At 68.7% G+C, this 25,577-nt stretch carries 22 protein-coding genes; 6 read left to right on the top strand and 16 right to left on the bottom strand.

Annotation, left to right across the window (positions count from 1 at the left end):
- The first annotated feature begins 9 nt into the window (after positions 1 to 9).
- The 3 genes from HEP74_RS12820 (at position 10) to HEP74_RS12830 (ending at position 3,953) form a co-directional block, all read left to right on the top strand.
- Positions 10 to 1,404, top strand: coding sequence for an ethanolamine ammonia-lyase subunit EutB (locus tag HEP74_RS12820; RefSeq protein ID WP_185813199.1), 1,395 nt, complete (start codon positions 10 to 12; stop codon positions 1,402 to 1,404).
- 11 nt (positions 1,405 to 1,415) lie between these two features.
- Positions 1,416 to 2,243, top strand: coding sequence for an ethanolamine ammonia-lyase subunit EutC (eutC, locus tag HEP74_RS12825; protein ID WP_185813200.1), 828 nt, complete (start codon positions 1,416 to 1,418; stop codon positions 2,241 to 2,243).
- 528 nt (positions 2,244 to 2,771) lie between these two features.
- Positions 2,772 to 3,953 carry a putative acyl-CoA thioester hydrolase gene (locus tag HEP74_RS12830; protein ID WP_185813201.1) on the top strand — a complete coding sequence of 394 codons (1,182 nt, stop codon included), beginning with the start codon at positions 2,772 to 2,774 and terminating at the stop codon, positions 3,951 to 3,953.
- Between the two features lie 31 nt (positions 3,954 to 3,984).
- Here the strand turns inward: HEP74_RS12830 and HEP74_RS12835 are convergent, their stop codons facing one another.
- The 6 genes from HEP74_RS12835 to efp form a co-directional block, all read right to left on the bottom strand.
- Complete coding sequence (locus HEP74_RS12835) at positions 3,985 to 4,686, bottom strand: isoprenoid biosynthesis enzyme family protein (protein ID WP_185813202.1); 702 nt, start codon at positions 4,684 to 4,686, stop codon at positions 3,985 to 3,987.
- Positions 4,687 to 4,708: 22 nt separating this feature from the next.
- A complete protein-coding gene (locus HEP74_RS12840; protein WP_185813203.1) occupies positions 4,709 to 5,446 on the bottom strand; it encodes a phosphoglycolate phosphatase in 738 nt (245 codons plus the stop codon).
- A gap of 49 nt (positions 5,447 to 5,495) precedes the next feature.
- Complete coding sequence (gene ubiG / locus HEP74_RS12845; RefSeq protein WP_185813204.1) at positions 5,496 to 6,215, bottom strand: bifunctional 2-polyprenyl-6-hydroxyphenol methylase/3-demethylubiquinol 3-O-methyltransferase UbiG; 720 nt, start codon at positions 6,213 to 6,215, stop codon at positions 5,496 to 5,498.
- A 52-nt stretch (positions 6,216 to 6,267) separates the two neighbouring features.
- Positions 6,268 to 7,602: a TRZ/ATZ family hydrolase gene (locus tag HEP74_RS12850; protein ID WP_185813205.1), complete on the bottom strand. Its 1,335-nt coding sequence runs from the start codon at positions 7,600 to 7,602 to the stop codon at positions 6,268 to 6,270.
- A 25-nt stretch (positions 7,603 to 7,627) separates the two neighbouring features.
- On the bottom strand, positions 7,628 to 8,275 hold the full coding sequence (locus tag HEP74_RS12855; RefSeq protein ID WP_185813206.1) for a TMEM175 family protein: 648 nt from the start codon (positions 8,273 to 8,275) through the stop codon (positions 7,628 to 7,630).
- 172 nt (positions 8,276 to 8,447) lie between these two features.
- Entirely contained in the window at positions 8,448 to 9,014 is a 567-nt protein-coding gene (gene efp / locus HEP74_RS12860; RefSeq protein ID WP_003466096.1) for an elongation factor P, read from the bottom strand.
- Positions 9,015 to 9,115: 101 nt separating this feature from the next.
- On the opposite strand from efp, the gene epmB reads away from it, so the two are divergent.
- Positions 9,116 to 10,147: an EF-P beta-lysylation protein EpmB gene (gene epmB, locus HEP74_RS12865; RefSeq protein ID WP_185813207.1), complete on the top strand. Its 1,032-nt coding sequence runs from the start codon at positions 9,116 to 9,118 to the stop codon at positions 10,145 to 10,147.
- 142 nt (positions 10,148 to 10,289) lie between these two features.
- On the top strand, positions 10,290 to 11,318 hold the full coding sequence (locus HEP74_RS12870) for a glycoside hydrolase family 43 protein (RefSeq protein ID WP_185813208.1): 1,029 nt from the start codon (positions 10,290 to 10,292) through the stop codon (positions 11,316 to 11,318).
- 114 nt (positions 11,319 to 11,432) lie between these two features.
- Here the strand turns inward: HEP74_RS12870 and HEP74_RS12875 are convergent, their stop codons facing one another.
- From HEP74_RS12875 to HEP74_RS12885, 3 genes are all read right to left on the bottom strand, one after another.
- Positions 11,433 to 13,571 (bottom strand): putative bifunctional diguanylate cyclase/phosphodiesterase, encoded by a 2,139-nt coding sequence (locus tag HEP74_RS12875; RefSeq protein WP_185813209.1) that lies wholly within the window; start codon positions 13,569 to 13,571, stop codon positions 11,433 to 11,435.
- Positions 13,568 to 14,458 carry a phosphate/phosphite/phosphonate ABC transporter substrate-binding protein gene (locus tag HEP74_RS12880; protein ID WP_185816623.1) on the bottom strand — a complete coding sequence of 297 codons (891 nt, stop codon included), beginning with the start codon at positions 14,456 to 14,458 and terminating at the stop codon, positions 13,568 to 13,570. The genes HEP74_RS12875 and HEP74_RS12880 overlap by 4 nt, the downstream gene beginning before the upstream one ends.
- Positions 14,459 to 14,706: 248 nt before the next feature.
- Positions 14,707 to 15,468, bottom strand: a complete 762-nt coding sequence (locus tag HEP74_RS12885; RefSeq protein WP_185813210.1) for an RNA methyltransferase — start codon at positions 15,466 to 15,468, stop codon at positions 14,707 to 14,709.
- 115 nt (positions 15,469 to 15,583) lie between these two features.
- Here HEP74_RS12885 and HEP74_RS12890 point away from each other — a divergent pair, with 115 nt between their 5' ends.
- A complete protein-coding gene (locus HEP74_RS12890) occupies positions 15,584 to 16,411 on the top strand; it encodes an inositol monophosphatase family protein (RefSeq protein ID WP_185813211.1) in 828 nt (275 codons plus the stop codon).
- A 178-nt stretch (positions 16,412 to 16,589) separates the two neighbouring features.
- On the opposite strand, the gene secF is transcribed toward HEP74_RS12890, so the two are convergent.
- The 7 genes from secF to HEP74_RS12925 form a co-directional block, all read right to left on the bottom strand.
- Entirely contained in the window at positions 16,590 to 17,555 is a 966-nt protein-coding gene (gene secF, locus HEP74_RS12895; protein WP_185813212.1) for a protein translocase subunit SecF, read from the bottom strand.
- 169 nt (positions 17,556 to 17,724) lie between these two features.
- The gene (secD, locus tag HEP74_RS12900; RefSeq protein WP_185813213.1) at positions 17,725 to 19,569 is read right to left on the bottom strand and encodes a protein translocase subunit SecD; all 1,845 of its coding nucleotides are present in this window, start codon (positions 19,567 to 19,569) and stop codon (positions 17,725 to 17,727) included.
- Between the two features lie 56 nt (positions 19,570 to 19,625).
- Positions 19,626 to 19,970: a preprotein translocase subunit YajC gene (gene yajC / locus HEP74_RS12905; RefSeq protein ID WP_145700623.1), complete on the bottom strand. Its 345-nt coding sequence runs from the start codon at positions 19,968 to 19,970 to the stop codon at positions 19,626 to 19,628.
- Positions 19,971 to 20,424: 454 nt separating this feature from the next.
- On the bottom strand, positions 20,425 to 21,561 hold the full coding sequence (tgt, locus tag HEP74_RS12910) for a tRNA guanosine(34) transglycosylase Tgt (protein WP_185813214.1): 1,137 nt from the start codon (positions 21,559 to 21,561) through the stop codon (positions 20,425 to 20,427).
- A gap of 227 nt (positions 21,562 to 21,788) precedes the next feature.
- The gene (locus HEP74_RS12915; RefSeq protein WP_185813215.1) at positions 21,789 to 23,612 is read right to left on the bottom strand and encodes a S8/S53 family peptidase; all 1,824 of its coding nucleotides are present in this window, start codon (positions 23,610 to 23,612) and stop codon (positions 21,789 to 21,791) included.
- Positions 23,613 to 23,890: 278 nt separating this feature from the next.
- A complete protein-coding gene (queA, locus tag HEP74_RS12920) occupies positions 23,891 to 24,952 on the bottom strand; it encodes a tRNA preQ1(34) S-adenosylmethionine ribosyltransferase-isomerase QueA (RefSeq protein WP_185813216.1) in 1,062 nt (353 codons plus the stop codon).
- A 108-nt stretch (positions 24,953 to 25,060) separates the two neighbouring features.
- Positions 25,061 to 25,492 carry an Lrp/AsnC family transcriptional regulator gene (locus HEP74_RS12925; RefSeq protein ID WP_053837440.1) on the bottom strand — a complete coding sequence of 144 codons (432 nt, stop codon included), beginning with the start codon at positions 25,490 to 25,492 and terminating at the stop codon, positions 25,061 to 25,063.
- Positions 25,493 to 25,577: the final 85 nt, after the last annotated feature.

The raw sequence follows: 25,577 nt of genomic DNA on the forward strand, positions 1-25,577 counted from the left end.
GAACCCGGCATGAGCGGTTTCGCACACAGCGTCGGCGGCCAGACCTGGCGCTTCGACGACCTCAAGGACCTGCTGGCCAAGGCCACGCCGGCGCGCTCGGGCGACCGCCTGGCCGGGCTGGCCGCGACCAGCGAGCCGCAGCGGGTGGCGGCGCAGATGGCATTGGCCGACTTGCCGCTGCGGCACTTCCTGCACGAGGCGGTGATTCCCTACGAGGACGACGAGGTGACCCGGCTGATCGTCGACAGCCACGACGCGGCCGCGCTCGCGCCGGTGGCGCACCTGACCGTCGGCGGCTTCCGCGACTGGCTGCTCAGCGAAGCGGCCGACGAGGCCGCGCTGGCGGCGCTGGCACCGGGCCTGACCCCGGAGATGGCCGCGGCGGTGTCCAAGCTGATGCGGATCCAGGACCTGGTGCTGGTGGCGCAGAAGATCCGTGTGGTCACCGCGTTCCGCAACACGCTCGGCTTGCGCGGGCGGCTATCCACCCGGCTGCAACCCAACCACCCCACCGACGACCTGGCCGGCATCGCCGCCAGCGTGCTCGACGGGCTGCTGTACGCCAACGGCGATGCGGTGATCGGGATCAACCCGGCCAGCGACAACACCCAGACCATCTGCGAACTGCTGAAGATGCTCGACGCGGTGATCTCTGGCTACCAGATCCCGACCCAGGCCTGCGTGCTGACCCACGTCACCACTTCGATCGAGGCGATCGAACGCGGCGTGCCGCTGGACCTGGTGTTCCAGTCGATCGCCGGCACGCAGAAGGCCAACGCCAGCTTCGGCATCGACCTGGCGCTGCTGCAACAAGGCTACGAGGCCGGGCTGAGCCTCAAGCGCGGCAGCGTCGGCGACAACGTGATGTATTTCGAGACCGGCCAGGGCAGCGCGCTGTCTGCCGATGCGCACCACGGCGTGGACCAGCAGACCTGCGAGGTGCGCGCCTACGCGGTGGCACGCCGCTTCAAGCCGCTGCTGGTCAACACCGTGGTCGGCTTCATCGGCCCCGAATACCTGTACGACGGCAAGCAGATCATCCGCGCCGGCCTGGAAGACCACTTCTGCGGCAAGCTGCTCGGCGTGCCGATGGGCTGCGACATCTGCTACACCAACCACGCCGAAGCCGACCAGGACGACATGGACGTGCTGCTGACCCTGCTCGGCACCGCCGGGATCAACTTCATCATGGGCATCCCCGGCTCCGACGACGTGATGCTCAACTACCAGACCACCTCGTTCCACGACGCGCTGTACGCGCGCCAGGCGCTGGGTCTGCGTCCGGCGCCGGAATTCGAAGCCTGGCTGGAACGGCTGGACATCCTGCGCCTGGACAACGGCCGCTTCCGCCTCGGCCACGAGCCGCCGGCCGCGTTCCGGCGCGCGCTGGCGCAACTGAGCTGAGCGGGCCGCGCATGCACGACGACAGCGACCGCCCTGCCCGCGCCGATCCCTGGGCCGCGCTGCGCCGGCTGACTCCGGCGCGCATCGCCCTGGGCCGCACCGGCACCAGCCTGCCGACTGCGGCGCAGCTGGATTTCCAGTTCGCGCATGCGCAGGCGCGCGACGCGGTGCACCTGCGCTTCGATCCGGCGCCGCTGGCCGCGGCGCTGGACGCGCGCGGCCGCGATCACGTCGCGCTGCGCAGCGCCGCGGCCGACCGCCACATCTACCTGCAGCGCCCCGACCTGGGCCGCCGGCTGAGCAAGGACGCGGCCAGCGAACTGCGCGGCCGCATCGCCATGCAACGCCGCAGCTACGACCTGGCCGTGGTGGTGGCCGACGGGCTGTCGGCGCTGGCGGTGCATCGCCATGCCACGCCGATGCTGGAACGCATCGACGCGCTGGCCGCGGCCGAAGGCTGGACGCTGGCGCCGGTGGCGCTGGTCGAACAGGGGCGTGTGGCGATCGGCGACGAGATCGGCGAACTGCTGGATGCGCGCATGAGCGTGGTGCTGATCGGCGAGCGCCCCGGCCTCAGTTCGCCGGACAGCCTCGGCCTGTACTTCACCTACGCCCCGCGCGTTGGCCTCAACGACGCCTGCCGCAACTGCATCTCCAATGTGCGCGAAGCCGGCCTGAGCTATGCGCAGGCCGCGCACAAACTGGCCTGGCTGATGCGCGAGGCGTACCGGCGGCAGCTCTCCGGCGTGCAACTGAAGGACCAGGCCGACACGCCGGCGCTGTCGGCCACCGACGAGGCCGCGCCCAAGTCGCTGGGCAATTTCCTGATTCCGGAGTGAGCCGCGCCCTGCCCGTCCGTGCGATGAGCAGGGCCGGCGCGGACGCATCGGTGCGCGCGCACGCCATGTCCAGGCAAGCATCGGCGCTGCGCGCGGCCCGGCTTGCGCAACGCGTCTTCATCGACGCTGCCGGCACCGCTGCCATCACCCGAATCCTGACCCGACACCCCTCAGGCGTCGCGCAGCGCCGTGGCGCAACGCAGCAGCCGGAGCGAAGCGCTAGCGCTGCCGCCGGCTGACCTGGGATCCGCTTCCGCCCAAGCACAGCAATCCATCACACAAGCTGTGCCGGCGGACGCATTGCCTGGAAACGCCTACCGCGCCAAAACGTGATCGCTCCGCCACAACCGGGATTTGGCTGCGGCATCGAACGGCAGCACGCCGAGGCGCGCCTAGCATTCGCGCCGGCCACGCCATGGCCGCCGATCGCCTCCCTGCGGCCACCGAATGACACCGGTATCAATCCGGTGTCGACGACGCCGCAGCCGGGCTGCAGCAGGTCCCATCCCAAACCCGAGAGCACACGCCATGACCGTATCGCGCTGGTTCCAGATTCCCGCCACCCTCGCCCTGGCCGGCGGCGCCATCGCCACCGCCTGGGCGCTGACCGGTACCGCCTCCAGGCCGCAACTGACCAGTTCGGAAGCGGCCAACCAAACTGTTGCCAAGCACCTGGCCCAGGCCGGCACCATCGGCGCGCTGACGACCGACAACTGGAACCCCAGCGCCGGCGTCGCCCTGCTCACTGCCGACTACGCGGTCGCCGCCGACGGCTCCACGCGCTACCGCACCGTGCAGGCCGCGGTCGATGCCGCGGTCGCAGCTGGCGGCACGATGCGGCGCTACATCAGCGTCAAGCCCGGCACCTACAAGGAAGTGGTCTGCGTGCCCGCGGCGGCGCCGCCGATCACCCTGTTCGGCCTGGGCAGCGCGCCGGCCAACACCACCATCAGCTTCGGCAACGCCAACCCGACGCCGAAACCCAGCGGCAGCGCCACCCACCCCTGCGCCAGCAACGCGTCCAGCAGCACCGTCGGCACCTCCGACAGCGGCACCGTCACCGTGCGCGCGGCGCAGTTCCAGGCGCGCAACCTGGCGATCGTCAACAGCTACGTCGAGGACACCTACGCCAGCAGCAACCAGTCGGCGGTGGCGCTGGCGCTGCGCGGCGACAAGGCGGTGCTGGAGAACGTGGCGCTCACCGGCAACCAGGACACCCTGTTGGTCAGCGGCGGCAGCGCCAACACGGTGATCCGTGCGTTCTTCAAGGGCGGCAGCATCGAGGGCGACACCGACTTCATCTTCGGCTCGGGCGTGGCCGTGTTCTCCGGCAGCACCATCCGCTACACCGCCGTGCGCCGCGGCGCCGGCAACGGCGGAGTGATCTTCGCGCCCAGCACCCGTCCCGGCAGCGGCTACGGTTTCCTGGCCGTGGCCAGCACCTTCGACGCGGTCGGCAGCCCGTCGGCGAACACCGTGTACCTGGGCCGCGCCTGGGACGAGAGCGTCGGCAGCCTGTCCAACTACGTCAACGGCAGCTCGCCCAACGGCAAGGTGGTGATCCGCGAGTCCAGCCTGGGCGCCCACGTGCGCAAGACAGCTCCATGGAACGCGTCCACGGTCGGCCGCCCTTATTGCAGCAGCGGCTGCACGCAATCGGCCAACCGCTTCTTCGAGTACGCCAACAGCGGCGCCGGCAGCGCCAACTGAGCAGCGCGCCTGGATCGGCCGTGCCCGGCGCTCAGCCCAGGCCGGCCCACCAGGCGCGCCACAGCGTGGCCATCTGGCTCGGCGGCTTGCGCGCGGCGCGGGCCTGCTGCGCGATCCGCGCACGCGCCAGCGCCGACACGATGCGCCGCGGCCGCGGCCCGTCCACGCGCCGCGGCCAGCGCTGCAGCAAGGCCTGCGCCCAGCGCTGCTGCGCCTGCGCCGCCTCGCCGCCGCGCAGCGACAGCGGCACCGCGGCGATGCCGGCATCGGCCAGCCGCTGCGCCAGTACCTGCGTGGCCAGCGCCGCCGCCGCGTCGCGCTGTCCCTCGAACAGCGCGCATTCGACCTGCGCCGCGGCCAGCGCGAACGCCTCCAGGCGCTCGTAGGCATGCGCCGGATCGGCCGCGGCCGCGCGCGAGGCGAGCAGCCCCGGCAAGGCCTCGGCCAGTTGCGCCCATGGCGCGGCGACCGGCTCCAGCACCCGTCCCAGCGGATGCCGTGAGCGCTGCCCGGCCCAGCTGCGCAATTCCTCGCCCCACCACGCCAGCTTGGCGTCGGCCGGCAGCGGATCGCCGGCGATGTTGAGGATGTCGTCGAATTCCTGCAGCAGCGCGAACCAGGCCACCGCGCGCGTGCGCTGCTGCTCCGGCACGAAGGTCTCGGCCACCGTCCATTCCGGCCAGCGGCTGCGCCATTTGTCGAGGAAGGCATCCAGGGCGGAGGTGCTGCTCATGCGATCGCGGAATTCCGGAAGGTCAGGGGTGTTGCGACGCGCCGGGCCAGGCGCTCGCATCGAACAGGTCGGACGGCGCGGCGACCAGCGCATCGGCGCGCCAGGCCAGCGGATCCTCGCCGTCCAGGCGATAGCCCCACAGCACCGCCACCGAGGCCATGCCGGCGGCGCGCGCAGCGAGGATGTCGCGTTCGTCGTCGCCGACGTAGGCGACCTGCGCCGGCGGTACGTCGATGCGCTGCGCGGCGACCTGCAGCGGCAGCGGATGCGGCTTGCGCTCGGCCAGCGTGTCGCCGCCGATCAGCACCGCGCAACGCCGTTCCCAGCCCAGCTGCGGCAGGATCAGCCGCGCCAGGTATTCGGGCTTGTTGGTGACGATGCCCCACACGCAGCCGGCATCTTCCAGCCGCTGCAGCAGCACCGCGATGCCGTCGAACAGCTGCGAATGCCGGCCGATCCGCGTTTCGTACTGGCGCAGGAAATCGGGAATCAGCGCATCGCGCTCCGCGGCCGGCAACTCGGGAAAGGCGACGCCCAGCATCGCCCGCGAGCCCTTGGACACCACCGGGCGCAGCTGCTCCAGGGTCAGCGCATCACGCCCGCGGTCGGCCAGCAGCGCATTGGCCGCGGCCAGCAGATCCGGCGCGCTATCGAGCAGCGTGCCATCCAGGTCGAACAGCACCGCGCGCGGGAAATTCCGCGATACCGTGGCCTGCGGCGGCTGAGCGCTGCGATCCTGGCTTCGGGAATCGGAAGGCATCACGCGCACGCACACATGCTTCTGCCAATCCCGAATCCCGACTCCCGAATCACGGCTTCACCGCACACGCCAAGTAATTCACCTCGGTGCGCGTGGACAGCCGCGCGCGGTTGCGCCACGGCTCGTACAGCATGCCGCTGACGTCGTGCAGCTGCAGCTCGGCCTGGCGCAGCCACGCCGCCAGTTCGGCCGGCTTGATGAAATCCTGGTAGCGGTGGGTGCCGGTGGGCAGCAGCCGCGCCACGTACTCGGCGCCGACGATGGCCAGCGCGAACGCGGCCGGGGTGCGGTTGAGCGTGGACAGGAACAGCTGGCCGCCGGGCTTGAGCAGGGTCGCGCAGGCGCGCACGATCGCCGCCGGATCGGGCACGTGCTCGAGCATCTCCATGCAGGTGATCGCGTCGAAGCTGCCCGGGCGCTCGGTGGCCAGGTCCTCGACCGACTGCACGCGGTAGTCGACCTCCACCCCGGATTCGAACTGGTGCAGCCGCGCCACCTTGACCAGTTCCGGCGACAGGTCGATCGCGGTGACCTGCGCGCCCTCCTTGGCCAGCGCCTCGCTGAGCAGGCCGCCGCCGCAGCCCACGTCGAGCACGCTGGCGCCGCGCAGCGGCAGCCGCTCGGCGACGTAGCGCAGGCGCACCGGGTTCAGCGCATGCAGCGGTTTCTGCGGACCGTCGGCGTCCCACCAGCGGGTAGCTAGCGCGCCGAACTTGTCCAGTTCGGCCTGATCGAAATTGGCGGACGTATTGGAAGCGGAAGCGGTCATGGCGGCGTCTCGGTTGGGCCGCGCGCGGATCGCGGCACGGCAGTAAAGCGGATCAGGCGTGCACGCTGCGGATGCGTTCGCGCCATTGCCGCGCGTTGGCGACCAGCGCGTCGGTATCCATGTCCACCAGCACGCGCTGATCGAGCTTGCGCTGGCCGGCGATCCACACGTCGCTGACCTGCTGCCGGCCGGCCGCATAGACCAGCTGCGACAGCACGTTGTGCAGCGGCTGGGTTTCCAGCGCCGACAGGTCCACGCAGATCAGGTCGGCCTGCTTGCCGACCTCGATCGAACCGATCTTCTCGCCGAAGCCGAGCGCGCGCGCGCCGCCCAGCGTGGCCGCGCGCAGCGTGGTCGCCGCGTCCAGCGCGGTGGCGTCGTTGGCCACCGCCTTGGCCAGGATCGCCGCGGTGCGGTTCTCGCTGAACATGTCCAGGTCGTTGTTGCTGGCGCAGCCGTCGGTGCCGATCGCCAGGTTCACGCCCGCGCGCTGCAGCGCGCAGGCCGGGCAGAAGCCGGAGGCGAGCTTGAGGTTGGATTCGGGGCAATGCACCACGCTGACCCCGCGCTCGGCGCACAGGTGGATCTCGGCGTCGGTGAGCTGGGTCATGTGCACCGCGATCAGGCGGTCGTTGACCAGGCCCAGCCGGTCCAGCCGCGCCAGCGGGCGCTGGCCGTACTGCTTGAGCGAGTCGGCGATTTCCTGCGCGGTCTCGTGGGTATGCAGGTGCACCGGCACGTCGAGCTGGTCGGACAGCATCCGCACCCGCTCGAAGTTCGCGTCGTTGACCGTGTACGGCGCGTGCGGGGCGAAGGCGATGCCGATCAGCGGATCGTCGCGCCACTGGTCGTGCACCTCGCAGGCGCGTTCGAAGTATTCGTCGGAGGTCTTGGCCCAGGCGGTCGGGAAATCGATGATCACCGTGCCCACACGCGCGCGGAACCCGTGCTGCTTGTACACCGCGGCCTGCACGTCGGAGAAGAAGTAGTTCTCGTTGGCGCAGGTGGTGCCGCCGCGCAGCATCTCGGCGATCGCCAGCGCGGTGCCGTCGGCGACGAACTCCGGGCCGATCACCGCGGTCTCCACCGGCCAGATGTGCTGCTGCAGCCACACCATCAGCGGCAGGTCGTCGGCGATGCCGCGCAACAGCGTCATCGGGTTGTGGGTGTGCGCGTTGACCAGGCCCGGCAGCAGCGCCGCGTCCGGGCGCGACACGGTGCGGGCGGCGGCGAAACGCGCGCGCGCCTCGGCGATCGGCAGCACCGCGACGATCTCGCTGCCGCGCACCGCCACCGCGTGGTCTTCCAGCACCACCGCATGCGGCTCGATCGGGACCACGTAGCCGGCTTCGATCAGCAGGTCGCAGGATTCGGGGATGGAGGTCATCGCAATGCTCTGGGAAAGGAAAGAATCAAGTCGCCGCGGCGGCCTGCAGGATGCGCCGCCGGTACACGCGCATCACCACCCACTGCAGCACGAACACCGCCACGAAGCCCAGCCGCCCGAGTACCGGAGCGACCATCGCCAGCGGGATGCACAGCGCGAACACCACCGGCGCGACCGCCACGCGCAGCGTCATCGCCCGCGCCTGCAGCGCGCCCAGCCGCTGCACCAGGCCTTCCTTGCGCACCGCGTAGGCATGCATCAGGTAGGCGGCCGCACCGATCGCGGCCAGGTGCGCGCAATACACCGCGAACGCCTGGTGGTTGCCGAAATAGTCCGAATACAGCGCAGTGGAAAACGGCAGCAGGCCGATCAGCAACAGTTGCAGCACATTGAGCCAGATCAGCCGGTCGTCGAACTGGCGGATATGCCGGCACAGCTGCAGGTGCGACTTCCAGAACAGCGCGGTGACCAGGAAGCTGACCGCGAAGCCGATGAACAGCGGCAACATCTGGTCCAGCGCGGCCAGGATGCCGCCGGCGGCCTCGACCTGGGCATGCCCCGGCACCTTGATCTCCACCGCCAGCAAGGTGATGGCGATGGCGAACACCGCATCGCTGAAGAACACGACGCGGTCGTGCGGGTACTTGGCGTCGGCGCTGTCGGCGTGGCTCATGGTCGCGGGAATTCCTGGAAACGGATCGGCCGCGCTCGCCGCACGGCGATTCGGCATTGCATGGGCATGGCGGCCGCACGCGGCGAACGCATGCGACCGGCTGCCGTCCACCGCAGCCGCTGCCGGCTGCCGGCGGGCGGCCACGTGCCGCCCGGCCGCGCGGGCCGTCGGCTTACTTGACGCGCGAGAAGTACTCGCCCGAGCGCGTATCGACCTTGATGATTTCGTCCTGGCCGACGAACAGCGGCACCCGTACCACGGCGCCGGTTTCCAGCGTGGCCGGCTTGCCGCCGCCGCCGGAGGTGTCGCCGCGCACGCCGGGGTCGGTCTCGACGATCTTCAGTTCGACGAAGTTCGGCGGGGTGACCTGGATCGGGGTGCCGTTCCACAGCGTCACCACGCAATCCTCCTCGCCCTTGATCCACTTGGCGGCGTCGCCGACGCCGGTCTTGTCGGCCTGCACCTGCTCGAAGGTTTCCTGCTGCATGAAGTGCCAGTACTCGCCGTCGGTGTACAGGTACTGCATGTTGGTATCGACCACGTCGGCCGCTTCCAGGCTGTCGGTCGCCTTCATGGTCAGTTCGACCACGCGCCCGGACTTGATGAAGCGGTACTTGATGCGGGTGAAGGCCTGGCCCTTGCCCGGCTTGACGTATTCGGTATCGGTGATGATCGCGGGCTCGCTGTTGACCAGGATCTTCATCCCGTTCTTGACGTCGTTCATGCCGTAGCTGGCCATCTGAAACTCCTCGGGTAAGGCAAACCCGCCGCGTTCGGCGGCCGGCCGGATAGAATGGAAAGCCCCGCCGCAACCGGCGGGCACTCGTTTTATGACCGCATATGATAACCGCAGCCCCCCGCCCGATGCAGCCGTCCCCGTCCCCCGCCGTCCTGGCCGCGCCGCGCTGGCAGCAGCTGTGGCGCGATGCCGTGCGCGACCCGCGCGAGTTGCTGGCGCTGCTGGGGCTGGACCCGCAGGCGCTCGGCGTCTCCGAACAGGCTGCGACACAGTTCGCGCTGCGCGTGCCGCGCGGCTTCGTGGCGCGCATGCGCCATGGCGACGCGCACGATCCGTTGTTGCGCCAGGTGCTGCCGATCGACGCCGAACTGCGCCGGGTGCCGGGCTTCGCGCTGGACGCGGTCGGCGACGCCGCGGCCAAGAAGGCCGACGGGGTGATCCAGAAATACCGCGGCCGCGCGCTGCTGGTCGCCACCGGCAGTTGCGCGGTGCATTGCCGCTACTGCTTCCGCCGCCACTTCCCGTATGCCGAGGAAACCGCCGCGCGCGATGGCTGGCGCGAGGCGGTGGCGGCGATCGCCGCCGATCCGGATATCGACGAAGCGATCCTGTCCGGCGGCGACCCGCTGTCGCTGGCCACCTCCAAGCTGATCGAACTGACCGAAGCGCTGGCGGCCATTCCGCATCTCAAACGCCTGCGCATCCATAGCCGCCTGCCGATGGTGCTGCCCGAGCGCGTCGATGCGCCGCTGCTGGCCTGGCTGCGCGCGCTGCCGTGGCCGGTGGCGTTCGTGATCCACGCCAACCACGCCAACGAATTCGACGCCAGCGTGGATGCCGCGCTGGCGCAGCTGCGCGACGCCGGCGCGCAACTGCTGAACCAGGCGGTGCTGCTGCGCGGGGTCAACGACAGCGTCGCCGCGCTGGCCGCCCTGAGCGAGCGCAGCTTCGCCGCCGGCGTGCTGCCCTACTACCTGCACCAATTGGACAAGGTCGAAGGCGTGGCCCATTTCGAAGTGGACGACGCCACCGCGCGTGCGCTGCACCAGGCCCTGGCCGCGCGGCTGTCCGGGTACCTGGTGCCGAAGCTGGTGCGCGAGATCCCTGGCGATACCGGCAAGCGCGCGCTCTGAGGGGCCGGGATTCGGGATTTGGGATTGGGGATTCGGAAAAGCGGGTTCCGGTGCGCGATACCTGAAAGGGCGCAAATGGCTTTCGCTTTTCCGAATCCCCAATCCCGAATCCCCAATCCCAGCTCTTCAAAGGGAGACCTCGATGAATGCCTTGACCAAGACCTGGTGCCGCCGGCGCTGCCGTTTCGGACTCGTGGCGCTGCTTGCGGCGACCGCAACCGCAGCGGTCGCGGTGGAGCCGACCCCGGCCGTCGGCTCCAATCCGATCGTCCGCGACACCTTTACCGCCGACCCCGCACCGCTGGTGGTCGGCGACACGCTGTATCTGTACGTCGGCCACGACGAAGCGCAGCGCGACGAGATGTTCACCATGCGCGAGTGGCTGGTGTATTCAACCCAGGACATGAAGACCTGGACCGCCCACGCCCCGATCATGAACGTCAAGGATTTCAAGTGGGCCAAGCAGGATGCGTGGGCATCCCAGGCGATAGAAAAGAACGGCAAGTTCTATTTCTACGCCGCGGTAGAGCACGACGCCACGCATCCGGGCAAGGCGATCGCGGTGGCGGTGGCGGACACGCCGACCGGCCCGTTCGTGGACGCGCGCGGCTCGGCGCTGATCAGCAACGAGATGACGCCCAAGGGCACGCACAGCTGGGAAGACATCGACCCGACCGTGCTGACCGACGACGACGGCAGCACCTGGATCGCCTGGGGCAACCGCCAGTGCTACCTGGCCAAGCTCAAGCCGAACATGATCGAACTCGACGGCCCGATCCGCGAGATCACCCCGCCGCATTTCGAGGAAGGCCCGTGGCTGCACAAGCGCGGCGATCTGTATTACCTGACCTATGCGTCGCTGGACCGGGCCACGCAACGCGACGAACACGTGTCCTATGCGACCGCGCCCGCCATCACCGGGCCGTGGACCTATCGCGGCGAACTGACCGGCTCGGGCAAGTACAGCTTCACCATCCATCCGGGCATCGTCGAGTTCAAGCGGCACTGGTACCTGTTCCTGCACAACGCGACCTTGGCGATCGGCGACTTGAACGGCGCCATCGGCCGGCGTGCGGTGACGGTGGAGTACCTGCATTACAACCCGGACGGCAGCATGCGACCGGTGCGGCAGAGCGAGGCCGGGGTGTCGATTCCAGACGTGACGCGATGATGCACCGCCTTTTGTAGGAGCGGCTTCTGCCGCGACGGGCGTTACTGACGATGCCTGTCGCGGCTGAAGCCGCTCCTACAAAAACGGACGCGATCTTGCGAATCGGGACCGCGCCTAGTCGCGCGGCATGCCCTCGTTCGCCAGCAGTTGCCGGAACTCGGCGGCGCTGAGCGGATGGCTGAGCCAGAAGCCCTGCCCCAGTTCGCAGCCGCGCTCGCGCAGCAGCTCGAACTGCACTTCCTGCTCGATGCCCTCGGCGACCACGGTGATGCCCAGCGAATGCGCCATGGCGATGATCGCGGTGGTCAGGGCCAGGTCGTCGGGATCGCGCTGCAGGTCGGCGACGAAGCTCTTGTCGATCTTGACCCCGTCCACCGGCACCTGGCGCAGGTGGCTAAGCCCGGAGAAGCCGGTGCCGAAGTCGTCCAGCCACACCTTGACCCCGGTGCGGTGCAGCCGCGCCAGCATGCTCGCGGCCTGCAGCTCGTCGCCGATCACCGCGGTCTCGGTCAGTTCCAGGTGCAGCTGCGCCGCCGGCAGCCCGGATTCGCGCAGGCAGTCGGCGACGATTTCCGGCAGGTCGCCGCTGCGCAGCTGCCGCGGCGACACGTTGACCGACACGAACAGGTCGCGGCTGCCGTCGAAGCGCTGCCATTGCGTGGCCTCCATGCAGGCCGCGCGCAGCACCTTAGGGCCGATGCTCTCGATCAGCCCGCTCTGCTCGGCCACGTCGATGAACACCGTCGGCGAGATCGTGCCCAGCGCCGGATGCTGCCAGCGCAACAGCACTTCCACGCCGACCATGCGCCGGTCCAGGGTGCGGAAGATCGGCTGGTATACCAGCTTCAGTTCGTCGCGGTCCCAGGCGCCGCGCAACTCGTGCTCCATGTGCACGCGCCGCTCCACCGCATAGTCCATCGCGCGGCTGTAGAACCGGTGGCAGTTCTTGCCGGCCAGCTTGGCCTGGTACATCGCGATGTCGCCGTTCTTCAACAGCGCCGAGGCGTCCTCGGCATCGCCGGGATAGACGGTGATGCCGATCGAGGTGCCCATGAACACCTCGCGGTCCTGGATCCGCAGCGGCTCGCGCAGCTCCTGCACCAGGCGCTCGGCCAGGCCGGTGGCGACCTGCACCACGTGCTCGTCCTCGACCAGGATCACGAATTCGTCGCCGCCGAAGCGCGCCAGCAGCGCGTCGTGCCCGCCCAGCTGATCCACCGCCAGTTGGATGCGCCGCGCGAACTGCAGCAGCGCCTCGTCGCCGGCCTCGTGGCCGAGGGTGTCGTTGATCCGCTTGAAGTCGTCGATGTCGGCGAACAGCAGCGCCAGGCGCCGGTGCGAGGCGCGTGCCGACAGCATGCGGTGGTCCAGCGCCTCGCGGAACGCGAGCCGGTTGGTCAGCCCGGTCAGGGCATCGGTATACGCCATGTGGCGCACGTCGCGGTCGTGGCGGGCGATCGCCTCGCTCATGCGCCCGAACGCGCGCAGCAGTTCGCTGACCTCGTCGTGGCGGCCGCTGTCGCGACGCTCCACCACGTAGTCGCCGGCCTCGATCTGGCGCGCGGCCGCGGCCAGCCAGCGCACCGGCGCCACCAGCGTGCGCTGCACGTAGATCGCCACCATCACCGCGGTCAGACCCAGCGCCGCCAGCAGCAGCGCCAGCCAGCCCAGGTGGCGCTTGCCCAGCGCGTCCAGGCGCTCGTCCAGGTTCTCGCCGGCCTTGCGCTCGTAGACCAGCGCCCGCGTCCAGGACATGCCCACGCGCACCCCGCCCACGCGCTGGTCGCCGATCATGATCGGCATCGACACGTCCAGGATCTCGTCGGACTCCTGCGCCAGCAGGCCGTTGGCCTTGATCGCCGCATCGGCCATCGGGCCGCGCATGCGCTGGCCGTAGCCGGGCAGATCGTCGCTGCCGTCGTGGATCAGGCGCCCTTCGGCGTCGTACACCAGCACGTAGGCCACCGCCACGTAGCCCAGCGCCGCGCGCACCTGGGTGCCGATCGCGTCCAGGTCCGAGTAGTACACCGGATTGGCCAGCGAATCGGACAGCTGCCGCGCCAGGGTTTCGCCGCGGGTACGCATGCTGCGGTCGAACAGGCCGTGGATCACGTTGCCGCTGAGCGTGCGCACCTCGTTCTGCATCGCCGCCTGCCGCTCCAGCATCAACGCCAGGATCGCCATGATCAGCAACGCGGCCACGCCCATCGCCAGCAGGAACCTGGCCTGCAATCCGAAACGCAGCCTCTTCATTCGACTTCCAGCTTGACCTGCGCAACGCCGGCACGCAGCTGGTCCAGCCGCTTCTGCGAGGCCCGGTCGACCGGGTAGAAGCCGGAGGTGCCGAAGAACTTGTGCAGCGCGGCGCTGCCCTGCGGGTCGTCGGCGGCTTCCAGCAGCACCTCGCGCAGGCGCGCCTCCACCGGCGAGGCCAGGTCGCTGCGCACCATCTCCACCGCGCGCGGGAACGGCTCGGTGCGGTAGATCACCCGGAAATCGCGGCGGAACGCCGGCGGCACGCGGCGGTCGTCGTCCCAGTCCAGGTTGCTCAGCGCGCCGGCGTCCACCAGGTGCTTGTGCACGTAGGAGGCGATGTTGAGCTCGGAGCGCGCGAACACGTAGCCGACCGTGTTCGCCGAGGCCTGATCCTTCGGCGAGAGCAGGATCTCCGGATGCAGATCGTGCTCGAACAGGGTCATCATCGGCACCAGGTAGGCGCTGGTGGACAAGGTGCTCTGCAACGCCAGGGTGCGGCCCTGCAGGTCGTGCAGGGTGTGCACCGGCCCGTCGCGGCGCACGAAGAACACCGTGTGGTAGTCGCGCACGCCGCTGCGCTCGGTCAGCAGCAGCGGCCGCACCCCGCCGCGCTGCTGCAGCGCCATCGCGGTGGCCGCGGTCTCGGTGACCCAGTCGACGCGGCCGCGGCGCAGGTAGCTGCTCATCTGCTGACTGTCGCGGGCCATCAGGATCTGCCCGGAGGTGATGCCGACGTCGCGCATGCGCGGCACCACGTAGTCCAGCAACGGCTTCAGCTGCTCGTAGTGGGCCTTGGGGTTGTCGCTGATGCGGCCCAGGACCAGCACCGTCGGACGCGCGTGCGCCAGCCCAGGCCAGCAGATCGCCAGCGCCAGCCACACCATGACGAAACGCCACCGCGAGTTTTGCAAACCACATTCCCCATGTAGAGGCTATAAGCCTAGCCGAAAGCGTCAGCCGGCGACAGCTGGTGAAGCCGGGACGCGGGACTGGGGACTCGGGACTCGGAGCGGCCATGGCGCGGCAAGGAAGCGAACATCCCATGCACCACGACAAGCGACCAGCCACCAAGGACTCGAAATCTCTGCTCTGCCGAGTCCCCAGTCCCCAGTCCCCAGTCCCGAGTCCCGAATTAGCTGCGCGCCTGTCCCGCCAGCCGCGCCATGCGCTGCGCATCGGACAGGATGCCGCGCAGCAGCCGCACTTCCTGCTCGGTCAGCGCGTTGCGCAGGAACAGCCGGCGCAGCTTGCGCATCGCCGAATCCGGCGCGCGGCCCTTGTGGAAGTCGATGTCGTCCAGGGTGTCGGCCAACTGCCCGAACAAGCCCTCCAACTGCGCATGACTGGCCGGCGCCTCGCGGAAACCGGGTTCCGCCGCAGCCGGCGCCGCGGCCTCGCCGCGCAGCAGCGCCAGGCGCAGTTCGTAGGCCAGCACCTGCACCGCCGCGGCCAGATTGAGCGAACTGAACGCCGGATCGGAGGGAATGTGCACCGCTGCGTGGCACAGCTGCAGTTCCTCGTTGGTCAGGCCGGTGCGCTCGCGCCCGAACACCAGCGCCACCTCGGCCTGTCCGGCGGCCGCGGTCACCAGGCGTTGCGCGCCGTCCGCCGGCAGCAGTTCTTCCAGCGACACCCGCCGGCTGCGCGCGGTGCAGCCGAGCACCAGTTGGCAGTCGGCCACCGCCTCGGCCAGGGTGGCCAGCACCGGCGCCTGCTGCAGCACGTCCTCGGCGCCGGCCGAGCGCCGGTAGCCGTCCTCGTCGAGCGCGCGCTCCGGCGCCACCAGCACCAGCCGCGCCTGGCCCATGGTCTTCATCGCCCGCGCCGCGGCCCCGATATTGCCGGGGTGCTGGGTACCGACCAGAACGAAGCGGATGTGAGCAGAAGCGGTCATGGCAGGAAGATGCGGAGCGAACGGGGCGTAGATGGTAAACTGCGCGGCCGGTCTTCGCGCCGGACTGTTCTTTTCCTCCGCCAGATCCTTCTCCGCCCTCTCGGGAGCCGTTGCCATGCAAAAACCCGCCGTCACCGTCATGGTCAAGGCCGCCCGCCTCGCCGGCAATGTGCTGTTGCGCCATATCAACCGGCTGGAAGCGCTGAACGTGGTGCAGAAGGACCGCATGGACTACGCCAGCGAAGTCGATGCCGACGCGGAGAAGGTGATCGTCAAGGAACTGCGCCGCGCCTACCCCGATTACGGGGTGATGGGCGAGGAAGGCGGCGTGCAGGGCGGCGGCCGCTACATGTGGGTGATCGACCCGCTCGACGGCACCAGCAACTACCTGCGCGGCTTCCCGCATTACTGCGTGTCGATCGCCCTGGTCGAAAACGGCGAGCCGATCGACGCGGTGATCTTCGATCCGCTGCGCAACGAGCTGTTCACCGCCAGCCGCGGCAACGGCGCGGTGCTCAACGACCGCCGCATCCGCGTCAGCGAGCGCAAGGAACTGAACGGGGCGATGGTCAACACCGGCTTCGCCCCGCGCGAGCGCAAGCGCACCAGCGCCCAGCTCAAGTGCGTAGACGCGCTGATGGTGCAGGCCGAGGACATCCGCCGCACCGGCTCGGCCGCGCTGGACCTGGCCTACGTGGCCTGCGGCCGCACCGACGCCTACTTCGAGGCCGGGGTGAAGGCCTGGGACATCGCCGCCGGCGTACTGCTGGTGCGCGAGGCCGGCGGCCGCATCACCGACTTCAAGGGCGCCACCCCGGGCCGCATCGACGACCGCGGCACCCCGCAGTACCAGATCGTGGCCGGCAACATCAAGGTCAGCGACGCGCTGCAGAAGCTGATCGTCAACACCGGGTATGCGGCGGAGTTCGACGCGAAGTTTTGATGAGCCGGGATTGGGGATTTGGGATTGGGGATTCGTAAGAGCAATTCCCCGGTGCCGATCCTCTCTCGATCCACCACCCCAAAACGAAAAAAGCCGCGCATCTGCGCGGCTTTTTTCGTTGCACAACTGGGAACCCGCTTTTGCGAATCCCCAATCCCGAATCCCGAATCCCGGCTCCTCAGGGCCTACGCGCCAACGCCTCGACGTCCTTGGTCTTGGGCAGCAGGTCCTGCTTGGTGACCTGGAACGGGCCGATCGACAGCAGCGGCACCGCCACGATCACCGAGGACACCACCACGATGATCGCGCCGATCATGTGGGTCAGGGCCAGGCCTTCCATCGAGTTGCCGCCGTACAGGTACAGCGCCAGCGCCGACAGGAAGAACATCACCGCGGTGATCACGGTGCGCGACAGGGTCTGGTTGATCGAGCGGTTCAGCACTTCCACCGGCTCCACGCGCAGGCTGCGGAAGTTCTCGCGCACGCGGTCGAACACCACGATGATGTCGTTGATCGCAAAGCCCATCACCGACAGCAGGCCGGCCAGCACGGTCAGGTCGAACTCGCGGCCGGTGAGCGAGATGTAGGCCACCGTCACCAGCAGGTCGAACAGCGCGGTCAGGCTGGCCACCACCGCGAACTTCCACTCGAAGCGGAATCCGATGTAGATCAGGAAGCCGACCAGCATGAACACGGTCGCGTAGACCCCGTTCAGCGCCAGGTCCTTGCCGACCTGCGGGCCGACGAATTCGCCCGGCTTCACCGTCGCCGGGTTCTCCGCGGTGGTCACCGCCTTGCGCACCTGCTCGGCGAGGTTCTTGGTCACGTCTTCGTTATTGTGCTCGCCCTGCGGCTGCAGGCGGATCACGATCTCGTTGCCGCTGCCGACGTTCTGCACCTGCGCGTTCTCGAAGCCGGCGGTGGCCAGCTGCGCGCGCACATGGTCGATGTCCACCGGCTTCTGGAAACTGGTCTGCACCAGCGCGCCGCCGGTGAACTCCAACGCGTAGTTGAAGCCCTTGGCGAAGATCACCCCGAGCGAGGCCACCGCCAGCACCAGCATCAGCACCAGGGTCGGACGCCGCCAACGCATGAAGTCGATCTTGGTGTCGTTCGGGATCAGATGAAGCGGGAAGATTTTCATGGAGACATGCTCTTCATAAATTTGGACCCCGCACATGGAGGTGCGGGCTCTTGCGAGGGACTCGCATTTTCGCCCCCCGCACATGGATGCGCGGGCTCTTGCGAAGGACTCGCATTTTTCATCCCCTGCGCAGCGCCGCGCAGGGTCTTGCGAAGGATGCGCGTGCGGGTCAGATCGCCAGCGACTTGAGCTTCTTGCGACGGCTGTAGATCAGCGTGGCCAGCGCGCGCGACACGGTGATCGCGGTGAACATCGAGGCGAAGATGCCGATGATCATGGTCAGCGCGAAGCCCTTCAGCGGGCCGGTCCCGAACGCGTACAGGGCCACGCCGACGATCAGGCCGGTGAGGTTGGCGTCGAGGATGGTGCCGCCCGCCTTCTCGTAGCCTGCGACGATCGCCGACTTCGGCGGCATGCCCTGCCGCAGCTCCTCGCGGATACGCTCGTTGATCAGCACGTTGGCGTCCACCGACAGGCCGACCGACAAGGCCAGGCCGGCGAAGCCGGGCAAGGTCATGGTGGCGCCGAACAGCGACATCACCGAGACCACGATCAGCAGGTTCATCAGCAGCGCCACCGAGGTGATCGCGCCGAACATGCGGTAGTACACGCCGAAGAACACCAGGGTGAACAGGAACGCGTACAGCACCGCGGTGACGCCGCGCTCGACGTTCTCCGCACCCAGGCTCGGGCCGATCACGTATTCCTCGACGAAGTCCATCGGCGCGGCCAGCGAACCGGCGCGCAGCAGCTTGGCCAGGTTCTCGGCCTCGACCTTCTCCAGGCCGGTGGTCTGGAAGTTCTTGCCGAACACGCCGGCGATGCGGGTCGGCGCCAGGGCTTCTTCCTTGACCCGCACGCTGCGCACTTCCTTGCCGTCGACCATGCTCACGGTCGGGATGCGCTCGATGTAGACCACCGACATCAGCTTGCCGGTGTTGGCGCTGGTGTAGTCGAACATGCGCTGGCCGGCGACGTTGTTGAGCGTGACCGACACCGCCGGCAGGCCGTTCTGGTCGTTGCTGACGGTGGCGTTGACCATCTGGTCGCCGGACACCAGCACGCGCTTGTTCAGCAGCACCGGGGCGCCGCTGTCGCGCAGGCGGAACACCTTGGCTTCCGGCGGGATGTTGCCGGTGCGCACCGCGTCCTCGGCGTTGCCCTCGACCACGCCGCGGAACTCCAGCGTGGCGGTGGCGCCGATCATGCGCTTGGCCTCGGCGGTGTCCTGCACGCCCGGCAGCTCGACCACTATGCGGTCCTCGCCCTGGCGCTGGATGATCGGCTCGGCCACGCCCAACTGGTTGACGCGGTTGCGCAGCGTGGTCAGGTTCTGCTCGATCGCGCCGGCGGCGATCTGCTTGAGCTCGGCGTCGGGCACGCCGACCGCGATGGTCTGCCCGGACACGGCATAGCTCAGCGTCGGCTGCGCCTTGCTCAGCGCGGCGCGCGCGGCATTGACGTCGGCGCCCTCGCCCAGGCCGACCTGGATGCTGTTGTCGGCACGACGCTCGACCGAGCGGTAGGGAATGCGGCTGTCGCGCAGCGTGGTGCGGATGTCCTCGGCGAAGGCATCCAGGCGCTTGTCCAGCGCCGCCTTCTGGTCCACCTGCAGCGCGAAGTGCACGCCGCCGACCAGGTCCAGGCCCAGCACCATCGGCTTGCCGCCGATCGCCGACAGCCAATGCGGCACGGTCGAGGCCAGGTTCAGCGCCACCGTGTAGTTCTCGCCCACCTGCTGGCGCAGGATGTCGTTGGCGCGGGTCTGCGCCTGCAGGCTCGGCAGGCGCACCATCAGGCTATCGCCCTCCTTGGCCACCGACTTGGGAGTGATCCCGGCCGCCTTCAGCTCGGCGCTGACCCGCTCGCGCAGGGCCTCGTCGAGCTGGCCGCCGCGACTGGCGGTGATCTGTACCGAAGGGTCCTTCTGGTAGACGTTGGGCAGCGCGTACAACGCACTGAACGCCAGCACGATCAGGATGAGGAAATACTTCCAGCGCGGAAACTCGAGCATTGCAGGACCCCGCGCAACGCCACGCCGGCGCCGCGCCTAGCAGTAAGAGAAATGAATCAGGCGGACTTCAGCGTGCCCTTGGGCAGCACGTTGCCGATGGCGCCCTTCTGCACGCGAATGCGCACGTTGTCGGCGATTTCCACGGTGATGAAGTTGTCGCCGATGTCGGTGACCACGCCGGCCACGCCACCGGAGGTGATGACCTCGTCGCCGCGACCGAGCTTGTCCAGCATCGACTTGTGCTCCTTCTGCCGCTTCATCTGCGGGCGGATCATCACGAAATACATCACCGCGATCAGGATGATCGGCAGCAGGAACATCTGCATGCCGCCGCCAGCGGCAGGAGCGGCACCGGCGGTCTGCGCCTGGGCCACGGGAATCAGGAAATCGAGCGGGTTCATCGGTGTGTCCTATTGGTTTGGGCAGCCCGTCGCCGGTGAAGGCACGGACTGCTGGTTTGTCGCCGGAGGCGGCAAGCAGCCGCCGATTATGCCACGATCTCCCCTTGCCCCCGGAACGACCGTCGCGCCATTCCCTTCTCCCTTCGGGAGAAGGTGCCGCGCAGCGGCGGATGAGGGTACGGGCGCAGCCTCGTATGCCTTCGATACTCGCGAGGCTGCGCCCGGACCCTCACCCCAACCCCTCTCCCGGTGGGAGAGGGGCTTATTCCTGCTACGACAGGCCACCGCCACTTACTGAAGCAGGCCGCAGCCCCCCTTCTCCCCCCGGGAGAAGGTGCCGCGCAGCGGCGGATGAGGGTACGGGCGCAGCCTCGTGTGCCTGCGATGCCCGCGAGGCTGCGCCCCGTACCCTCACCCCAACCCCTCTCCCGGTGGGAGAGGGGCTTTATCCCTGCTACGAGGGCAGCGGTGTGGCTTCCGCCCCGCGCGCCGCATAGAAGGACCGCCGGAACTGGGCAAAGGTTCCCGCGGCGATCGCCGCGCGCATGTCGGCCATCAGTTTCTGGTAGTACCAGAGGTTGTGCAGGGTGCCCAGCATCGGCGCCAGCATCTCGTTGCAGCGGTCCAGGTGGCGCAGGTAGGAGCGGGTATAGCCGCCGCTGCAGGCATGGCAGCCGCAGCCCGGCTCGATCGGCGCCAGGTCGCGCTCGTAGCGGGCGTTGCGGATGCGCACGGTGCCGAACGAGGTGAAATAGTGGCCGTTGCGCGCGTTGCGGGTCGGCATCACACAGTCGAACATGTCCACGCCGCGGGCCACGCCCTCGACCAGGTCCTCCGGCCGCCCTACCCCCATCAGGTAGCGCGGCCGGTTGGCCGGCAGCTGCGGATGCAGGTGTTCGAGCATCGCGTTGCGCTCGTGCTCCGGCTCGCCCACCGCCAGTCCGCCGATCGCGTAGCCGTCGAAGCCGATCGCCTGCAGGCCCTCGATCGAGCGCGTGCGCAGGTCCGCATGCACGCCGCCCTGGACGATGCCGAACAGCGCCGCATCGTTGTCCAGGCCGTCGTGCGCATCGCGCGAGCGCTGCGCCCAGCGCAGGCTCAGCTCCATCGAGCGGCGCGCGACGTCCTCGGTGGCCGGGTACGGGGTGCACTCGTCGAAGATCATCACGATGTCCGAGTCGAGCACCTTCTGGATCCGCATGCTCTCCTCGGGCCCCAGGAACACTTTGGCGCCGTCGGTCGGCGAGGCGAAGGTCACCCCCTGCTCGCTGATCTTGCGCCGATGCGCCAGCGAGAACACCTGGAACCCGCCCGAATCGGTGAGGATCGGCCCATCCCAGCGGGCGAAGCCGTGCAGCCCGCCGTGATCGCCGATCACGTCCAGGCCCGGCCGCAGGTACAGGTGGAAGGTATTGCCGAGGATGATCTGCGCGCCCAGCGCCTTGATCTGCTCGGGCAGCACGCCCTTGACCGAACCGTAGGTACCGACCGGCATGAACGCCGGGGTCTCCACCGTGCCGCGCGGAAAGGTCAGGCGGCCGCGGCGCGCGGCGCCGTCGGTGGTATCGAGCTGGAACTGCAATCGGGACATGGTCGGGCGGAAGTCGGCTAGCCGGCTATTGTCGCATTGCCGGAGCGCCGAGGCTCGGGCCGGCACCTGGCGGCCAGGCAAGCCCGTGTTTCAAGCGACTTTTGCGTTCGCGAAGGCCGCGGCCGCGCCAGCATGCCCGGCTCCGAGGGACCGCCGCGCCGCTGCACCGCAGCCCCGGCAGCGCAAAGGGGCCGACGCCGGACCGGCGCCGGCACCCGTTTGCGCCATCAGTAGCCGTAGATCTCGATTTCCGAATAGGCCAGCCAGGAGTACGGGTTGTTGGCCTCGATCTTCAGGTAGCGCGCGCCACCGCTAAGCGCGATGTAGACCGGCGCCACATCGGATTGATCGGCCTCGGTGTAGTAGACCGGCGTGCCATAGCTGACCTGCCCGCCGCCGGTACTGCCGCCGAACACTGCGCCAGGAACGCCGGACGACACTGAGAAGTCGATCGGTTGCGCCGCCCCCGCCAGATCGCTGGCCGCGGTGCGCACGGTGATCCGCACCCCGGTCACCGTGCGCAGCTGGCCCAGGTCCAGGGTCACGCTGCCCCAGTTGGTCTGCGCATTCCAGTAGTCGACGTCGCTGAAGAACTTGCCGTCGTACAGCGACACCAGGTTGGCCGAATTGGTCGGCGACGTCGCCGCCACCACCGGCAGGCGCTTGGGAATATTGAATTGCGCGGGCGCGACGTACTGCACCTTCTTCAGCGGCAATCCGGCTTCGCTGTAGCCGGTGGCGGCCAGGCCGGCCTTGATGTAGGCCTCGCGCTCGATCGGCCGGGTCTGGCTGTCGCCGTAGCGCGACGCGATCGCCGCCACGATCGGCGCGGCGAAGGACGTGCCGGACACCGCCTCGGTGCCGCCGCTGTAGATCAGATTGGTGATCTCGTGCGCCGGCGCCCACGCCTCGATGCAGGGGCCGACAGTGGAGCCGCTGGCGAATCCGCCCCATTGCGCGCTGTTCTCCGCGCCTCCGAAACGCGAGCCGTCGCGCTGCAGGCCGCCGACCACGACGATGCCATCCATGTCGCGTGCCGTGCCCGCATTGTCGTAGGCCAGCTTGCAGGCGTCGGTCTCCAGCGGCGATCGCCCATCGGTGTAGGCATTGCCCGCCGACTGGGTGATGAAGAAACGGTTGCTGGCGGCGCGGATCCGGCGGCCCCATTTCTGACTCGACGCGAACCAGTTGGCCGACCCGGGATAGGTGTTGAACGACATGTTCAGCACGGCGAACTCGCCGATCCCGTCGGCGTAGCGCGCGGCTGCGTCGAGCGCAGTGGCCACGGTGTCCTCGTTCAAGTCGTTCAAGCCGAATGCCTTGATCGGCTGGCCAGGATTGACCCCGCGCACCAGTTGCCCGTTCTGCCTGGCGCCGACCAACCCGGCCACGGCGGTGCTGTGCAGCGGATTGGGCACGGCCGACGGCGAATCCTGGCGGTACACGACGTTGAGTTCCGGATGCGGCGGGTTGTCCAGCACCGCGTCCAGCAGATAGACCGGGTTGGACGTGGTGAAGGCATCGTTGGTGTTGGTGTACGGCAGGGCCCACGAGGCGATCTCGGCGCCGTTGACGCTATCGCCCGCGGCCGAGAATGTCGCAGCGGATGCCTCTACTCCACGTACCGAGACGACGTAGTCGATCCGTGCCAGCTGCGCGGCCACGCGTTCCGGCATCCACGCATAGACGGTGTTGGAGACCGTCGAGAGCACCCGCTCGATCTTCACCCCTGGCATCCGCGCGATCTGGTCGGCGAAATGCACCATGCCCTTGCTGTTCTGATGCGGACGGATCGCCGGGTCGATGCTGCGGAAATCCGCGGGGCTGGTCTTCGCGTACAACCGTTCGGTTTCCTGCAGCACGAACGGGTTGAGGTTGATCGCGTAAAGCCGGCGACCTTGCGCGTCGCTGCGCGGCGTGCCCGCCTCTAGCAGCATGCGCTTGGCCGGAAACTTGCCGCCGCCCGCGGTCTGGGTCTGCGCATGCGCCGAGGCTGTCGCCAGGCTCATCAGCAGCGCGGCGAGCAACAGGTCGGTGGATGTCTTCTTCATGGAATCGTCCTTTGAGTGAATGACATGTCCCGCTCATCGGGACATCCGGAGCGCTGGCTCCGCTCATCAAGACGAGATGCTTGCGTCCATCCCCCAACGCCGCGCGGCATCGTCTACGCAAGAAGACGTTGCGCGTCACCCATCACAATCCCGCACGATCGACGTTGCCGGACAGGCGGCTTGCGGCAGTACGCTGCCGCGCGATCTCGCGCGCACGCGCCGATCCGCAGACAGAACGCAAACGCCAGATCGCGCCTTCGGGTACGAATCCCGAATCCCTACTCCCGGCCCCACAACAGCATCGCATCGCCGTAGCTGAAGAAGCGGTAGCGCTGTTCGATCGCATGTCGGTACGCGTCGAAGATGCGTTCGCGGCCGGCGAAGGCCGAGACCATCATCAGCAGCGTGCTTTCCGGCAGGTGGAAGTTGGTGACCATCGCATCGACGCTGCGGATGCGGTAGCCGGGCAGGATGAAGATCTGCGTCTCGCCGGCGAACGGATGCAGTTCGCCGTCCTTCGACGCGCTCTCCAGCGCGCGCACCACCGTGGTCCCGACCGCGATCACGCGGCCGCCGGCGGCGCGCGTGCGCCGTACCTGCTCGACCAGGCTGGCGCCGACGTTGAGCCATTCGCGGTGCATCACGTGCTGCGCGAGCGCCTCCACCCGCACCGGCTGGAAGGTGCCCGCGCCCACGTGCAAGGTGACATGGCCGACGCTCACGCCGCGCGCCTGCAGCGCCTCCAGCAACGGCGCATCGAAATGCAGGCCGGCGGTCGGCGCGGCGACCGCGCCGGCCTCGCGCGCGAACACGGTCTGGTAGCGCTCGCGGTCGTCCAGCCCAGGCTCGCGGCGGATGTACGGCGGCAACGGCAGGCGCCCGGCCTGTTGCAGCCACGCCTCCAGCGTGTCGGGCACGTGGAATTGCAGCACGTAGAACTCGCCGTCGCGGTCCAGCACCTCGGCCTCGCCGCCGGCATCCAGGGCGATGCGCGCGCCGGCCTTGGGCGACTTGCTCACGCCCAGCTGCGCACGCGCACGCTGGGCGCCGAGCAGGCGCTCGATCAGGATCTCCACGCGGCCGCCGCTGCTCTTGTTGCCGAACAGCCGCGCCGGGATCACCCGGGTGTCGTTGAACACCAGCAGATCGCCCGGCTGCAGCAGCTCGGGCAGATCGCGCACCTGGCGGTCGGCGAACGGCGCCGGTGCCGGCGGCACCAGCAGCAGGCGGCTGGCGGAGCGTTCGGCCAGCGGCGCCTGCGCGATCAGTTCCTCGGGCAGCTCGTAGCGGAAATCGGACTTCTTCAAGGCCGGCGTATCACAGTGCAGGTGGCCGGTCATTGTAGCTGGAGGGCCGGGATTGGGGATTCGGCATTGGGGATTCGCAAAAGCGCGGCGCCTGGCTCCGCTTTACCCAATCCCTAATCCCGAATCCCCAATCCCGGCCCCTCATCGCTCGAACTTGGTCGAAAGAATGATCGACGAGGTCGTCCGCTCCACCCCGTCGACCGCGCCGATGCGGTCGGTCAGCACGTCCATGTCGTTGACGCCCGGCACCACGCCCAGCGCGATCAGGTCGTAGGAGCCGCTGACCGAATGCAGCACGCGGACCTCGTCGATCTCGCGCAGCGCCTTGACCACCGAGGTCATCTTCTTCGGCAGCACGGTGATCAGGATGTGCGCGCGGATGTGGCCCTGCTCGAAGTCGTCGCGGGTACGTACGGTGTAGCCGCAGATCACCCCCTCGCGCTCCAGCCGCTCGATCCGGCTCTGCACGGTGGTGCGCGACAGGCCGAGCTTGCGGGCGATCTGCGCGGTGGAGGCGCGGGCGTCCTCGCGCAGCAGCGAGAGCAGGCGTTCGTCGGAGGAAGTGATCTTCATACGCGGCCGAATTTCGTCGAATCGACGAAATTATCCGATTTCCTGCACAAATCAACTCTGCCAACCGACGATCCGGTCCCGATAA

It is taken from the genome of Xanthomonas sp. SS (genome assembly GCF_014236835.1).
Taxonomy (GTDB): Bacteria; Pseudomonadota; Gammaproteobacteria; order Xanthomonadales; family Xanthomonadaceae; genus Xanthomonas_A.

Excerpts from the sequence above, each read along its gene's own strand:
- HEP74_RS12880 (WP_185816623.1), bottom strand. The coding sequence starts at position 14,458 with ATGGTGTGGCTGGCGCTGGCGATCTGCTGGCCTGGGCTGGCGCACGCG.
- tgt (WP_185813214.1), bottom strand. The coding sequence starts at position 21,561 with ATGTCCCGATTGCAGTTCCAGCTCGATACCACCGACGGCGCCGCGCGC.
- HEP74_RS12885 (WP_185813210.1), bottom strand. The coding sequence starts at position 15,468 with ATGACCGCTTCTGCTCACATCCGCTTCGTTCTGGTCGGTACCCAGCAC.
- secF (WP_185813212.1), bottom strand. The coding sequence starts at position 17,555 with ATGAAAATCTTCCCGCTTCATCTGATCCCGAACGACACCAAGATCGAC.
- HEP74_RS12830 (WP_185813201.1), top strand. The coding sequence starts at position 2,772 with ATGACCGTATCGCGCTGGTTCCAGATTCCCGCCACCCTCGCCCTGGCC.
- ubiG (WP_185813204.1), bottom strand. The coding sequence starts at position 6,215 with ATGACCGCTTCCGCTTCCAATACGTCCGCCAATTTCGATCAGGCCGAA.
- HEP74_RS12835 (WP_185813202.1), bottom strand. The coding sequence starts at position 4,686 with ATGAGCAGCACCTCCGCCCTGGATGCCTTCCTCGACAAATGGCGCAGC.
- HEP74_RS12915 (WP_185813215.1), bottom strand. The coding sequence starts at position 23,612 with ATGAAGAAGACATCCACCGACCTGTTGCTCGCCGCGCTGCTGATGAGC.
- HEP74_RS12855 (WP_185813206.1), bottom strand. The coding sequence starts at position 8,275 with ATGAGCCACGCCGACAGCGCCGACGCCAAGTACCCGCACGACCGCGTC.
- queA (WP_185813216.1), bottom strand. The coding sequence starts at position 24,952 with ATGACCGGCCACCTGCACTGTGATACGCCGGCCTTGAAGAAGTCCGAT.
- HEP74_RS12850 (WP_185813205.1), bottom strand. The coding sequence starts at position 7,602 with ATGACCTCCATCCCCGAATCCTGCGACCTGCTGATCGAAGCCGGCTAC.
- efp (WP_003466096.1), bottom strand. The coding sequence starts at position 9,014 with ATGGCCAGCTACGGCATGAACGACGTCAAGAACGGGATGAAGATCCTG.
- epmB (WP_185813207.1), top strand. The coding sequence starts at position 9,116 with ATGATAACCGCAGCCCCCCGCCCGATGCAGCCGTCCCCGTCCCCCGCC.
- yajC (WP_145700623.1), bottom strand. The coding sequence starts at position 19,970 with ATGAACCCGCTCGATTTCCTGATTCCCGTGGCCCAGGCGCAGACCGCC.
- HEP74_RS12820 (WP_185813199.1), top strand. The coding sequence starts at position 10 with ATGAGCGGTTTCGCACACAGCGTCGGCGGCCAGACCTGGCGCTTCGAC.
- eutC (WP_185813200.1), top strand. The coding sequence starts at position 1,416 with ATGCACGACGACAGCGACCGCCCTGCCCGCGCCGATCCCTGGGCCGCG.
- HEP74_RS12890 (WP_185813211.1), top strand. The coding sequence starts at position 15,584 with ATGCAAAAACCCGCCGTCACCGTCATGGTCAAGGCCGCCCGCCTCGCC.
- HEP74_RS12870 (WP_185813208.1), top strand. The coding sequence starts at position 10,290 with ATGAATGCCTTGACCAAGACCTGGTGCCGCCGGCGCTGCCGTTTCGGA.
- HEP74_RS12875 (WP_185813209.1), bottom strand. The coding sequence starts at position 13,571 with ATGAAGAGGCTGCGTTTCGGATTGCAGGCCAGGTTCCTGCTGGCGATG.
- HEP74_RS12925 (WP_053837440.1), bottom strand. The coding sequence starts at position 25,492 with ATGAAGATCACTTCCTCCGACGAACGCCTGCTCTCGCTGCTGCGCGAG.
- HEP74_RS12840 (WP_185813203.1), bottom strand. The coding sequence starts at position 5,446 with ATGCCTTCCGATTCCCGAAGCCAGGATCGCAGCGCTCAGCCGCCGCAG.
- secD (WP_185813213.1), bottom strand. The coding sequence starts at position 19,569 with ATGCTCGAGTTTCCGCGCTGGAAGTATTTCCTCATCCTGATCGTGCTG.